Source organism: Streptomyces sp. LUP47B (genome assembly GCF_001746295.1).
Lineage (GTDB): Bacteria > Actinomycetota > Actinomycetes > Streptomycetales > Streptomycetaceae > Streptomyces.
In genome coordinates this window covers 123,467-136,456 of sequence record NZ_MJAH01000014.1, presented here as the reverse complement: position 1 = coordinate 136,456, position 12,990 = coordinate 123,467, and the positions used below count along the sequence as shown (strand labels likewise).

Here is a 12,990-nt window from a genome sequence, read left to right as displayed (position 1 = left end):
CTCGGGGTCGGCCGTTGGGCGTATCGGCGGCACTGAGTGCCGCCAACTTGCTCATCCTGCCCCTCCGCAACCGCTTCCGGAAGGGCTCTGTGACCCACGTGACTCATTTGATCGATCATTTTTTGTGTTGCCCCGGCATTGACGCTCGTCACGGGCCCGAGAGCCGGAAGTCGAGCGCCGTGCAGCGCCGCCCCGCCGAGACGGTGCGCACCGCCTGACCGATCGCCTTGCGCGAACCGACGAGGACGACCAGCTTCTTCGCCCGCGTGACCGCCGTGTACAGCAGGTTCCGCTGCAGCATCATCCAGGCGCTGGTGGTGACCGGGATCACCACGGCGGGATACTCGCTGCCCTGGGAACGGTGGATGGTCACCGCGTACGCGTGGGCCAGTTCGTCCAGTTCGTCGAACTCGTACGGCACCTCCTCGTCCTCGTCCGTCAGCACGGTGAGGCGCTGGTCGACCGGATCGAGCGAAGTGACCACGCCCACGGTGCCGTTGAAGACACCGTTGGTGCCCTTCTCGTAATTGTTGCGAATCTGGGTGACCTTGTCGCCGACCCGGAAGACCCGGCCGCCGAACCGCTTCTCCGCGAGGTCGGGACGGGCCGGGGTGATGGCCTGCTGGAGCAGGCCGTTGAGCGTGCCGGCGCCCGCGGGGCCTCGGTGCATGGGGGCGAGCACCTGAACGTCCCGGCGGGGGTCGAGGCCGAACTTGGCCGGAATCCGACGGGCCGCCACATCCACAGTGAGCCGTCCGACCTCCTCCGTGTCATCCTCGACGAAGAGGAAGAAGTCCTTCATGCCGTCGGTGACGGGGTGCTGCCCGGCGTTGATCCGGTGGGCGTTCGTCACGACGCCGGACTGCTGGGCCTGCCGGAACACGCGCGTGAGGCGCACCGCGGGGACCGGGCCGCCCTCGGCGAGCAGATCCCGCAGGACCTCCCCCGCGCCGACGCTGGGCAGTTGGTCGACGTCCCCGACGAACAGCAGGTGCGCGCCCGGAGGCACGGCCTTGACCAGCTTGTTGGCGAGCAGCAGGTCCAGCATGGAGGCCTCGTCGACCACGACCAGGTCGGCGTCGAGCGGGCGGTCCTTGTCGTAGGCCGCGTCGCCGCCGGGCTTCAGCTCCAGCAGGCGGTGGACGGTGGAGGCGTCGGCACCGGTCAGTTCGGCGAGGCGCTTGGCGGCCCGGCCGGTCGGAGCCGCGAGGACGACCTTGGCCTTCTTGGCGCGGGCCAGCTCCACGATCGAGCGGACGGTGAAGGACTTGCCGCAGCCCGGGCCGCCGGTGAGGACGGCGACCTTCTTGGTCAGCGCGAGCCTGACGGCGGCCTCCTGCTCGGGCGCGAGCTCCACTCCAGTACGGGACTTCAGCCAGCCCAGCGCCTTGTCCCAGGCCACGTCGTGGAAGGCCGGCATGCGGTCCTGGTCGGTCCGCAGGAGCCGCAGCAGCTGGGCGGAGAGGGAGAGTTCGGCGCGGTGGAAGGGGACGAGGTAGATGGCGGTGACGGGCTCGGATCCGGGCTCCGAGCCGGGCACCTTCTCCCGTACGACACCCGGGTCGCCGGAGTCCTCGTCGGGCAGGGCGAGTTCGGCGAGGCACTCGATGACCAGGCCGGTGTCGACCTGGAGGAGTTTCACCGCGTCGGCGATCAGCTGTTCCTCGGGGAGGTAGCAGTGCCCCTGGTCGGCGGACTGCGAAAGGGCATACTGCAGGCCCGCCTTGACGCGCTCCGGGCTGTCGTGGGGGATGCCGACGGACTGGGCGATCTTGTCGGCGGTGAGGAAGCCGATGCCCCAGACGTCGGAGGCGAGCCGGTAGGGCTGGTTCCTCACGACCGAGATCGAGGCGTCGCCGTACTTCTTGTAGATGCGCACGGCGACGGAGGTGGACACCTCGACGCTCTGGAGGAAGAGCATGACCTCCTTGATCGCCTTCTGCTCCTCCCAGGCGTCGGCGATCTTCTTGGTGCGCTTGGGCCCGAGCCCCGGGACCTCGACGAGCCGCTTCGGCTCCTCCTCGATGATCTTCAGGGTGTCCATGCCGAAGTGCTGGGTGATGCGGTCGGCGAAGACGGGGCCGATGCCCTTGACGAGCCCGGAGCCCAGATAGCGGCGGATGCCCTGGACCGTGGCCGGCAGGACCGTCGTGTAGTTCTCGACGGTGAACTGCTTGCCGTACTGCGCATGGGAGCCCCAACGCCCCTCCATGCGCAGGGACTCCCCCACCTGGGCGCCGAGCAGCGCCCCGACGACGGTGAGGAGGTCGCCGGCGCCTCTGCCGGTGTCGACTCGGGCGACCGTGTAGCCGTTGTCCTCGTTGGCGTACGTGATGCGCTCGAGCACGCCTTCGAGTACGGCCAGTCGTCGTTCACCCGTGGAGGCCCCCGCCTGATTGGACATGATCCGACGGTACCGCCCGGCACCGACAGCGCCCCGGTCACCCGGAACAGGCGGGCCGCTTCAACGGGGCCCCTCGCACCGCCGTGACATCACGATCCTGTCTCGGGGTCTTGCCAAACCGTCGTGTAATCGATTCCAATCCTCCCTGAACGGAGTCGTGTAATCGATTCCACGAGTTCCACGAGGAGGTGGAGCGGCGATGGCGAGCATCAAGGATGTCGCTGCCGAGGCGGGGGTCTCCGTCGCCACGGTGTCGCGGGTCCTGAACGACCATCCGTCGGTCAGCGCGGACGCACGTACGCGCGTGCTGGCCGCCGTAAAAGCGCTGGGCTACCGCCCGAACGCCGTCGCCCGCTCCCTGCGCACCGACCAGACGCACACCCTCGGCCTGGTCATCAGCGACGTCATGAACCCCTACTTCACCGAGCTGGCCCGCTCCGTCGAGGAGGAGGCCCGCGCGTTGGGGTACAGCGTGATCATCGGCAACGCCGACGAGCGGCCCGACCTCCAGGACCATCACGTACGCAACCTGCTCGACCGGCGGATCGACGGACTCCTGGTCTCCCCCACCGACGGCGGCTCCCCGCTGATGCTGGAAGCCGTGCGCGCGGGGACGCCGATGGTCTTCGTGGACCGGTGGATGCCGGGCGTGGCCGTGCCGGTCGTCCGGTCCGACGGGCGGGCCGCCGTACGCGATCTCGTCGCCCATCTGCACGGGCTGGGGCACCGCAGGCTCGCCATCATCGCGGGCCCGGCGGCGACCACCACCGGCCAGGAGCGGGTCGCGGCCTTCCGGGAGGCCCTCCAGGCGTACGGCCTGGATCTGCCCGACGCCTACATCGGGCAGGGCGACTTCCAGGCCGAGAGCGGGCGGCGGGTCACCGAGGGCTTCCTCGACCTGCCCGAGCCGCCCGAGGTCGTCTTCGCGGCCGACAACCTGATGGCGCTCGGCGCGCTGGACGCCGTACGCGCGCGTGGGCTGCGCGTACCGCAGGACATCGCTCTGGCCGCGTTCGACGACATCCCGTGGTTCGTGCACACCGATCCGCCGATCACCGCGATCGCCCAGCCCACGGGCGAGCTGGGGCGGGCCGCGGTGCGCGCGCTCGTCGACCGCATCGAGGGGCGGCCCCCCGAGTCGGTCACCCTCCCCGCCCGTCTCGTCGTTCGCCGCTCCTGCGGCGAGCCCTCACCCAGGAACGCCGCAGTGAACCCCGTAACGAACAGGAGCGAGTCGTGAGCAACGAGGACGTGTTGCTGCGCATCGAGGGCATACGGAAGTCCTTCCCCGGCGTGGTCGCGCTCGACGGCGTCGACTTCGACCTGCGCCGGGGCGAGGTGCACGTACTGCTCGGCGAGAACGGCGCCGGCAAGAGCACGCTGATCAAGATGCTGTCGGGCGCCTACCACCCCGACGCGGGCCGCGTGCTGGTGGACGGCGAGGAGGTGCGCATCCGCGGGGCGCAGGACGCCGAGCGGCTGGGGATCGCCACCATCTACCAGGAGTTCAACCTCGTCCCCGATCTGACGGTCGCCGAGAACATCTTCCTGGGCCGGCAGCCGCGCCGCCTCGGGATGATCGACCGCAGGACGATGGAGGCCGACGCCGAGGTGCTGCTGAAGCGCGTGGGAGTCAACGTGTCGCCCCGCGCGCGTGTGCGTGAACTCGGCATCGCCCGGCTGCAGATGGTCGAGATCGCCAAGGCGCTGAGCCTGAACGCACGCGTGCTGATCATGGACGAGCCGACGGCCGTGCTCACCTCCGAGGAGGTCGACAAGCTCTTCGCGATCGTGCGCAAGCTGCGCGAGGACGGGGTCGGGATCGTCTTCATCACGCATCACCTGGAGGAGATCGCCGCCCTGGGCGACCGGGTCACGGTCATCCGGGACGGGAAGTCGGTCGGGCAGGTGCCCGCCTCCACGCCCGAGGACGAGCTCGTACGCCTGATGGTGGGGCGGTCGATCGAGCAGCAGTACCCTCGCGAGCGCGGCGACACCGGAGCGGCCCTTCTGAAGGTCGAGGGGCTCACCCGCGACGGCGTCTTCCACGACATCGGCTTCGAGGTGCACGCCGGAGAGGTCGTCGGCATCGCCGGGCTGGTCGGAGCGGGCCGTACCGAGGTGGTGCGGGCCGTGTTCGGCGCGGACCCGTACGACAAGGGGGCCGTCAAGGTCTCCGGGGCGCCCCTCAAGGGACACGACGTGGGCGCCGCCATGGCGGCCGGGATCGGTCTGATCCCCGAGGACCGCAAGGGCCAGGGTCTGGTGCTCGACCAGTCGGTCGAGGAGAACCTGGGCCTGGTGACCATGCGGGCCGCCACGCGCGCGGGGCTCGTCGACCTCAAGGGTCAGCGGGCGGCCGCCGCGCGGATCGCCGAACAGCTCGGGGTGCGGATGGCGGGCCTGCACCAGCACGTCCGGACGCTCTCCGGCGGCAACCAGCAGAAGGTCGTCATCGGCAAGTGGCTGCTCGCCGACACCAAGGTGCTGATCCTCGACGAGCCCACGCGCGGGATCGACGTCGGCGCCAAGGTCGAGATCTACCAGCTCATCAACGAACTCACCGCGGCCGGTGCCGCCGTCCTCATGATCTCCAGCGATCTGCCCGAGGTGCTCGGCATGAGCGACCGGGTGCTGGTGATGGCCCAGGGCCGGATCGCCGGCGAACTCGACGCCGACGAGGCCACGCAGGACTCCGTGATGGCACTCGCCGTCAGCAACCCCACGCCCGACAAGGAGGCCGCTCGTGGCCACTGACACGCTCAAGAGCACATCGAGCGCTGAAAGCGCCACCGGCGGCCTGCGCCGGCTGCTCCTCGACAACGGCGCGCTGACCGCGCTGATCGTCCTCGTCATCGCCATGTCGGCGCTGTCGGGCGACTTCCTCACCACCGACAACCTGCTCAACGTCGGCGTCCAGGCGGCCGTGACCGCCATCCTCGCCTTCGGTGTGACCTTCGTGATCGTCTCGGCGGGCATCGACCTGTCGGTGGGCTCGGTGGCGGCCCTGTCGGCCACCGTCCTCGCCTGGAGCGCGACGTCACACGGGGTGCCGGTCCTCATAGCGGTCCTGCTGGCCGTCGTGACCGGCATCGCGGCCGGTCTCGTCAACGGCTTCCTGATCGCGTACGGCAAACTCCCCCCGTTCATCGCGACCCTGGCGATGCTCTCGGTGGCCCGCGGTCTGTCGCTGGTGATCTCCGAGGGCTCCCCGATCGCCTTCCCCGACTCGGTCTCGCACCTCGGTGACACACTCGGCGGCTGGCTGCCGGTGCCCGTGCTCGTCATGGTCGTCATGGGGCTCCTCGCGGCCTTCGTGCTCGCACGGACGTACATCGGCCGCTCGATGTACGCGATCGGCGGCAACGAGGAGGCGGCCCGGCTCTCCGGCCTCCGGGTGAAGAAGCAGAAGCTCGCCATCTACGCGCTGTCCGGGGTGTTCGCCGCCGTCGCGGGTGTCGTGCTCGCCGCCCGGCTGTCCTCGGCGCAGCCGCAGGCCGCCGACGGTTACGAGCTGGACGCGATCGCCGCGGTCGTCATCGGCGGTGCCTCGCTGGCCGGTGGCACCGGCAAGGCGTCCGGGACGCTGATCGGCGCGCTGATCCTGGCGGTGCTGCGCAACGGCCTCAACCTGCTGAACGTGTCCGCGTTCTGGCAGCAGGTCGTCATCGGTGTCGTCATCGCGCTGGCCGTGCTCCTCGACACCCTGCGCCGCAAGGCCGGGACGACCCCGGTGGCAGGTGCCTCGCAGGGCGGCAAGGGGCGCCAGGCGGCGACGTACGGACTGGCGGCCGTGGTCACCGTGGCGATCGTCGGCGCGACCTCCTTCCTGCACAACGGCTCGTCCTCGACGGCGAACCCGAAGGTGGGTCTGTCGCTCTCGACCCTCAACAACCCCTTCTTCGTGCAGATCCGGTCGGGTGCCCAGGCCGAGGCGAAGAAGCTGGGCGTGGACCTGACCGTCACGGACGCCCAGAACGACGCCTCCCAGCAGGCCAACCAGCTGCAGAACTTCACCAGTTCGAGCCTCGGCGCCATCATCGTCAACCCGGTGGACTCGGACGCGGCGAGCAACTCGGTGAAGGCCGCCGACAAGGCGAGGATCCCGGTCATCGCGGTGGACCGGGGCGTCAACAAGGCCTCCGTGGACGCGCTGGTCGCCTCCGACAACGTCGCCGGCGGTGAGCTCGCGGCCAAGAGCATCGGCGAGAAGCTCGGCGGCAAGGGCAAGATCGTGATCCTCCAGGGCCAGGCGGGCACGTCGGCCGCCCGTGAGCGCGCGCAGGGTTTCGCGCAGGGTCTCAAGGCGTACCCGGGCATCCAGGTCGTCGCGCAGCAGCCCGCCGACTTCGACCGCACCAAGGGGCTCGACGTGATGTCGAACCTGCTCCAGGCCCACCCGGACGTCCAGGGCGTCATCGCCGCCAACGACGAGATGGCGCTCGGCGCGATCAAGGCGCTGGGCTCCAAGGCCGGCAAGTCGGTCTCGGTGGTCGGCTTCGACGGCACGCCGGACGGCCTGAACGCGGTGAAGGACGGCACGCTGTACGCGTCTGTGGCGCAACAGCCTTCCCAGCTGGGCAAGATCGCGGTGGACAACGCGCTGAAGGCCATCGACGGCAAGAAGGTCGAGGAGACGATCAAGGTGCCGGTGAAGGTGGTCACGAAGCAGAACGTGGCCGGTTTCACGGGCTGACGACGGCGCACGGGCGGGCGGTCGCTTCGACTGCCCGCCCCGCGTCACTGACTAGGGGAGTCACTCATGTACGACTACGACCTTCTGGTCGTGGGGTCGGCCAACGCCGACCTGGTGATCGGCGTGGAGCGGCGGCCGGGCGCCGGCGAGACGGTGCTCGGCTCGGACCTGGCCGTGCACCCGGGGGGCAAGGGCGCCAACCAGGCGGTCGCGGCTGCCCGGTTGGGCGCGCGTACGGCGTTGCTGGCCCGCGTCGGCGACGACGGTCACGGCCGGCTGCTGCTGGACTCGCAGCAGGCGGCCGGGGTCGACACGGTGGGTGTGCTGGTGGGCGGGGCGCCGACGGGGGTGGCGCTGATCACCGTCGACCCGTCGGGCGACAACAGCATCGTGGTGTCGCCGGGCGCCAACGGGCGCCTCACGCCGGGGGACGTACGGAGCGCGGTCAGCCTCTTCCACGCCTCGCGGGTGGTGTCGGCCCAGCTGGAGATCCCGCTGGAGACGGTCGTGGAGGTCGTACGGAATCTGGCGCCGGGCAGCCGGTTCGTGCTGAACCCGTCGCCGCCGCGGCCGCTGCCGACCGAGGTCCTCGCGGCCTGCGATCCGCTGATCGTCAACGAGCACGAGGCGAAGGTGATCCTCGGGGACGCGCGTGTGAGCGACGCGCCGGAGGACTGGGCGCGGCTGCTGCTCGCGAAGGGGCCGCGGTCGGTGGTGGTGACGCTGGGCGCGGAGGGGTCGTTGGTGGCCTCCTCCTCCGGGGCCGTGACCCGGGTGGCGTCGGTGAAGGTGGACGCCGTGGACACGACGGGTGCGGGGGACGCCTTCACGGCGGCGCTGGCGTTCCGTCTCGGAGCCGGTTCCGCACTGCCGGAGGCGGCCGCGTACGCGTCGCGGGTCGGGGCGGTCGCGGTGACCCGGGAGGGTGCGCAGGACTCCTTCCCCACGGCGGAGGAGGTCGAGGCCGTATGAAGAAGGCCGGAATACTGAACCGTCATCTCTCCGGCGCGCTCGCCGAGCTGGGGCACGGGGACGGGGTGCTGGTGTGTGACGCCGGGATGCCGATCCCCGACGGGCCGCGCGTGGTCGACCTGGCTTTCCGGGCCGGGGTGCCGTCGTTCGCGGAGGTCCTCGATGGGCTGCTCGCCGAGCTGGTCGTGGAAGGGGGGACGGCGGCGGCGGAGGTGCGGGGCGCCAATCCGGCGGCCGCGGAACTGCTGGACGCCCGCCTGCCCGCACTGCACCTGGTCTCCCACGAGAAGCTCAAGGAGCTGTCGGCGGGCGCGCGGCTGGTCGTACGCACGGGGGAGGCCCGGCCGTACGCGAACGTGCTCCTCAGGTGCGGGGTGTTCTTCTGACGTCCGCGGAAAAAAATCCGGAGACCCGTACAACCCTCCGTCCACCTGGCCGGTCGTACTTGGCATCAGGACTCTTGGAGGGGGATCTGGGGGGATCGCGGGGGTTCTGATGGGGAGGGGAAACCCGAAGGGGCTCGGTCATCGACCGGGCCCCTTCGAAATGCCCGGGTGTCGGTGCCCGCCTCTACGGTTCCCCCATGACTCCTGTGACTCCTGTGACTCCTGTGACTCCTGTGACTCCTGTGACTCCTGAGGAAATGCGGGACAGGTTACGTCCCTTCCGTGACAAGGCCCTCGCGCGAGGGATACCCGCCGAGGACGTGGAGCGGTGGATGGACACCGCCCGGCCCTGCGCGACGCTGGGGACGGGCGGGGACGGGCCGGTCGTGGGGCGGTTCGGGGGGCCGCTGATGCTTCCCGTCGGGACACCGCACCCCTACTACCCCTTCGTCGCCACCATTGATCTCGCGGCCCTGCCCGCGGATGCGACGGACCTCCCCCTCCCGCCCGACGGCCGGCTGCTGCTGTTCACCTATCCCGAGGACTTCGGCGACCTGACCGACATGGGGAACGTGGTGTACGTCCCCGCCGGGACAGCCGTGGAGGAGCGGGACAAGGAGGGATGGGCCTGGTTCGAGAACGACGACGAGTACCAGGAGGTCTTCGCGCAGTTCCCGCAGGACACGCTCAGGGCGACGGTCGACGTCTCGCTGCCGTACCACTACTGGGTCGAGATCCCCGAGGAGCCCCGCTGGGTGCCGCTGCCCGGGCATCCGCGCTCCGAGGAACTGGCCGAGGTGTGGGCCGAGACCTACGACGACATCGCCTCCTCGGGGCGGCTCCGGCTCGGCGGGTACGCCGACCAGGAGGCCGTCGACACCGACCCCGTCGGGAGGGCGATGACCTGCGCGCTGAGGGAGGCGGAAGCGGGCCGTCGCGAGCCGGTGTCGGACGACCTCGCCGACTGGGTGCTGCTCGCCGAGTGGGATCCGTGGATCGACGGCTTGGAGGGCGCCACCGTCCACTGGTCCATCCAGCGCGCGGACCTGGCGGCACGGCGCTTCGACCGCGCGTTCACGACGGTGTTCCGGAATCCGTAGGGGCTTTGGAGAGGACCGGAGGGGAACTCCCGGGATTCCCCTCCGGCTCCCGCTTCAGAGCGTGTGGGCCACGAACCGTTCGGCGGTCTCGGTGAGCACCTCGCGGCCGTCGCGGGCCCACAGCACGTCGTTGAACAGTTCGACCTCGATGGCGCCCGTGTAGCCGGCCGCCTCGACGTAGCGCTGCCACTCCCGCATGTCGATCGCGCCGTCGCCGATCTGTCCGCGGCCGTTCAGCACTCCCTCCGGCAGCGGGGTCGTCCAGTCCGCGAGCTGGAAGGTGTGGATACGGCCGCCGGCGCCCGCGCGGGCGATCTGCGCGGGCGCGTTGTCGTCCCACCAGATGTGGTACGTGTCCACCGTGACGCCGACCTGCTGGGCGGGAAAGCGCTCCGCGAGGTCGAGGGCCTGGGTGAGCGTCGAGACCACGCAGCGGTCCGAGGCGTACATGGGGTGCAGCGGCTCGATGGCCAGCCGCACCCCGTGCTCCTCGGCGTACGGGCCCAGGACGGACAGCGCGTCCGCGATGCGCTCACGGGCGCCGTGCAGGTCCTTGGAGCCGGCCGGGAGGCCGCCCGAGACCAGGACCAGCGTGTCGGTGCCGAGGGTGGCCGCCTCGTCGACCGCACGGCGGTTGTCGTCCAGCGCCGCGGCCCGCTCGTCCGGGTCGATCGCCGTGAAGAAGCCGCCCCGGCACAGCGTGGTGACCGTGAGGCCCGCGTCGCGGACCAGTTTGGCCGTCGCCTCCAGGCCGTACGTCTGGACGGGCTCGCGCCACAGACCGACGTTGACGACGCCCAACTCGCCGCAGGCCTCGACCAGTTCCGGCATCGACAGCTGCTTGACCGTCATCTGGTTGATGGAGAAGCGGGACAGGTCGGTCACTGGTTCACTCCGTACAGGGACAGCAGGTTCTTCATCCGCTCCTCCGCCAGCTTGGGGTCCGGGAACAGGCCCAGGCCGTCGGCGAGTTCGTAGGCGCGCGCGAAGTGCGGGAGGGAGCGGGCCGACTGGAGGCCGCCGACCATCGTGAAGTGCGACTGGTGGCCGGCCAGCCAGGCCAGGAAGACCACGCCCGTCTTGTAGAAGCGAGTGGGTGCCTGGAAGAGGTGCCGGGACAACTCGACGGTGGGGTCGAGGAGTTCGCGGAAGCCCTTGGCGTCACCGGTGTCCAGGACACGGACCGCCTCGGCCGCCAGCGGGCCCAGCGGGTCGAAGATGCCGAGCAGCGCGTGGCTGAAGCCCTGCTCGTCACCCGCGATCAGCTCGGGGTAGTTGAAGTCGTCACCCGTGTAGCAGCGGACACCCTGCGGGAGCCGGCGGCGGATGTCGATCTCGCGCCGGGCTTCGAGGAGCGAGACCTTGATGCCGTCGACCTTGTCCGGGTGGGCCGCGATGACCTCGAGGAACGTATCTGTGGCGGCGTCCAGGTCGCTCGACCCCCAGTAGCCCTCCAGCGCCGGGTCGAACATCGGGCCCAGCCAGTGCAGGACGACCGGCTCGGCGGACTGGCGCAGGAGGTGGCCGTAGACCTCCAGGTAGTCCTCGGGGCTCTTCGCCGTGGCCGCGAGGGCCCGGGAGGCCATCAGGATGGCCTGGGCGCCGGACTCCTCGACGAGGGCGAGCTGCTCCTCGTAGGCGGCCCGGACCTCGTCCAGGGTCGCGGGACCGGTGAGCTGGTCGGTGCCGACACCGCAGGCGATGAGGCCGCCGACCGACCTGGCCTCGGCGGCGCTGCGGCGGATCAGCTCGGCCGCACCCGCCCAGTCCAGGCCCATCCCGCGCTGGGCGGTGTCCATCGCCTCGGCGACCCCGAGCCCGTGCGACCACAGGTGGCGGCGGAAGGCGAGGGTGGCGTCCCAGTCGACGGCGGCCGGGGAGTCCGGCGTGGAGTCGGCGAACGGGTCGGCGACGACGTGCGCCGCCGAGAAGACCGTACGGGAGGTGAAGGGGGTGCCGGGGGTGGCGGCGAAGGGTTCCTCGCGGGGCTCGTAGGCCCGCAATCCCCCGTCACCGGCAGGGAGTCGGATCGTCACAGCGAGATCTCCGGTACGTCGAAACGGCGGCCCTCGGCCGAGGACTTCAGGCCCAGTTCGGCGAGCTGGACGCCCCGGGCGCCGGCCAGGAGGTCCCACTGGTAGGGCGCGTCGGCGTAGACGTGCCTCAGGAAGAGCTCCCACTGGGCCTTGAAGCCGTTGTCGAACTCGACGTTGTCCGGGACCTCCTGCCACTGGTCGCGGAAGACCTCGGTGGCGGGGATGTCCGGGTTCCAGACCGGCTTGGGGGTGGCGCTGCGGTGCTGGACACGGCAGTTGCGCAGACCGGCGACGGCGGAGCCCTCGGTGCCGTCGACCTGGAACTCGACGAGCTCGTCGCGGTTGACGCGGACGGCCCAGGAGGAGTTGATCTGGGCGATGGCGCCGCCCTCGAGCTCGAAGATGCCGTAGGCGGCGTCGTCGGCGGTGGCGTCGTACGGCTTGTCGTTCTCGTCCCAGCGCTGCGGGATGTGGGTGGCGGTGAGGGCCTGGACGGACTTCACCCGGCCGAAGAGCTCGTGGAGCACGTACTCCCAGTGCGGGAACATGTCGACAACGATGCCACCGCCGTCCTCGGCCCGGTAGTTCCACGAGGGGCGCTGGGCGGACTGCCAGTCGCCCTCGAAGACCCAGTAGCCGAACTCGCCGCGGATCGAGAGGATCCGGCCGAAGAAGCCGCCGTCGATGAGGCGCTTCAGCTTGAGCAGGCCGGGGAGGAAGAGCTTGTCCTGGACGACGCCGTGCTTGATGCCCTTCTCATTGGCCAGACGGGCCAGCTCCAGGGCACCCTCCAGGCCGGTGGCGGTGGGCTTCTCCGTGTAGATGTGCTTGCCCGCCTCGATCGCCTTCTTGATCGCCTGCTCGCGGGCGGAGGTGACCTGGGCATCGAAGTAGATGTCGACGGTCGGGTCGGCGAGGACCGCGTCCACGTCGGTGGAGATGTGCTCGATGCCGTGCTGCTCGGCGAGGGCCTTGAGGGCGTGCTCGCGGCGGCCCACCAGGATCGGCTCGGGCCACAGCACCGTGCCGTCGCCCAGGTCGAGACCGCCCTGCTCGCGGATGGCGAGGATCGAGCGGACGAGGTGCTGGCGGTAGCCCATGCGTCCCGTCACACCGTTCATGGCGATACGCACCGTCTTGCGTGTCACGTCATTCCCTTCGTAGGAGTCGTACGCGGTCGTGCGCGCCGCGCACGCTCCACTGATGAGCGTTACAGCAAGCGCTTTCTATCTAGGAAGAAGCTAGCCTCTGACCAGCGGTCTGGACAAGACCGCGAACCGGGCGAGTTGTTCGAGGGGGCGAACAGCTGGGCGCATTGGCCTTAAGGTCGGCTCGGAACCGGGACCTTGGTGCCCGCGTGTACGACGGAGTACGACTGAGATGCGCTGCGGCGCGC

10 protein-coding genes are annotated in these 12,990 nt (G+C 70.4%); 6 read left to right on the top strand and 4 right to left on the bottom strand.

The annotated features are described in order from the left end of the window. Positions 1–148 precede the first annotated feature (148 nt). Positions 149–2,404 (bottom strand): ATP-dependent RecD-like DNA helicase, encoded by a 2,256-nt coding sequence (locus tag BFN33_RS35025; protein ID WP_069764218.1) that lies wholly within the window; start codon positions 2,402–2,404, stop codon positions 149–151. Positions 2,405–2,603: 199 nt separating this feature from the next. Between BFN33_RS35025 and BFN33_RS35020 the strand changes: the two genes are divergently transcribed. From BFN33_RS35020 to BFN33_RS34995, 6 genes are all read left to right on the top strand, one after another. After that, positions 2,604–3,644 (top strand): LacI family DNA-binding transcriptional regulator, encoded by a 1,041-nt coding sequence (locus BFN33_RS35020; RefSeq protein ID WP_069764217.1) that lies wholly within the window; start codon positions 2,604–2,606, stop codon positions 3,642–3,644. Further along, positions 3,641–5,161 carry a sugar ABC transporter ATP-binding protein gene (locus tag BFN33_RS35015; RefSeq protein WP_069764216.1) on the top strand — a complete coding sequence of 507 codons (1,521 nt, stop codon included), beginning with the start codon at positions 3,641–3,643 and terminating at the stop codon, positions 5,159–5,161. The genes BFN33_RS35020 and BFN33_RS35015 overlap by 4 nt, the downstream gene beginning before the upstream one ends. Continuing rightward, the gene (locus BFN33_RS35010; RefSeq protein WP_069764215.1) at positions 5,151–7,100 is read left to right on the top strand and encodes a substrate-binding domain-containing protein; all 1,950 of its coding nucleotides are present in this window, start codon (positions 5,151–5,153) and stop codon (positions 7,098–7,100) included. The genes BFN33_RS35015 and BFN33_RS35010 overlap by 11 nt, the downstream gene beginning before the upstream one ends. Before the next feature lie 66 nt (positions 7,101–7,166). Then, positions 7,167–8,072, top strand: a complete 906-nt coding sequence (locus BFN33_RS35005; RefSeq protein WP_069764214.1) for a ribokinase — start codon at positions 7,167–7,169, stop codon at positions 8,070–8,072. After that, positions 8,069–8,458, top strand: a complete 390-nt coding sequence (gene rbsD, locus BFN33_RS35000; RefSeq protein ID WP_069764213.1) for a D-ribose pyranase — start codon at positions 8,069–8,071, stop codon at positions 8,456–8,458. The genes BFN33_RS35005 and rbsD overlap by 4 nt, the downstream gene beginning before the upstream one ends. 332 nt (positions 8,459–8,790) lie before the next feature. Beyond that, entirely contained in the window at positions 8,791–9,558 is a 768-nt protein-coding gene (locus tag BFN33_RS34995; protein ID WP_256122934.1) for a DUF1963 domain-containing protein, read from the top strand. Positions 9,559–9,612: 54 nt separating this feature from the next. Here the strand turns inward: BFN33_RS34995 and BFN33_RS34990 are convergent, their stop codons facing one another. From BFN33_RS34990 to BFN33_RS34980, 3 genes are read right to left on the bottom strand one after another with little or no spacing between them, the layout of a single operon-like run. Next, positions 9,613–10,443 (bottom strand): sugar phosphate isomerase/epimerase, encoded by an 831-nt coding sequence (locus BFN33_RS34990; RefSeq protein ID WP_256122933.1) that lies wholly within the window; start codon positions 10,441–10,443, stop codon positions 9,613–9,615. Then, positions 10,440–11,594: a dihydrodipicolinate synthase family protein gene (locus BFN33_RS34985; protein WP_069764211.1), complete on the bottom strand. Its 1,155-nt coding sequence runs from the start codon at positions 11,592–11,594 to the stop codon at positions 10,440–10,442. Before BFN33_RS34985 ends, BFN33_RS34990 begins: the two co-directional genes overlap by 4 nt. Next, positions 11,591–12,742, bottom strand: a complete 1,152-nt coding sequence (locus BFN33_RS34980; RefSeq protein ID WP_069764210.1) for a Gfo/Idh/MocA family protein — start codon at positions 12,740–12,742, stop codon at positions 11,591–11,593. Before BFN33_RS34980 ends, BFN33_RS34985 begins: the two co-directional genes overlap by 4 nt. Positions 12,743–12,990: the final 248 nt, after the last annotated feature.

Excerpts from the sequence above, each read along its gene's own strand:
- rbsD (WP_069764213.1), top strand. The coding sequence starts at position 8,069 with ATGAAGAAGGCCGGAATACTGAACCGTCATCTCTCCGGCGCGCTCGCC.
- BFN33_RS35020 (WP_069764217.1), top strand. The coding sequence starts at position 2,604 with ATGGCGAGCATCAAGGATGTCGCTGCCGAGGCGGGGGTCTCCGTCGCC.
- BFN33_RS35005 (WP_069764214.1), top strand. The coding sequence starts at position 7,167 with ATGTACGACTACGACCTTCTGGTCGTGGGGTCGGCCAACGCCGACCTG.
- BFN33_RS35025 (WP_069764218.1), bottom strand. The coding sequence starts at position 2,404 with ATGTCCAATCAGGCGGGGGCCTCCACGGGTGAACGACGACTGGCCGTA.
- BFN33_RS34995 (WP_256122934.1), top strand. The coding sequence starts at position 8,791 with ATGGACACCGCCCGGCCCTGCGCGACGCTGGGGACGGGCGGGGACGGG.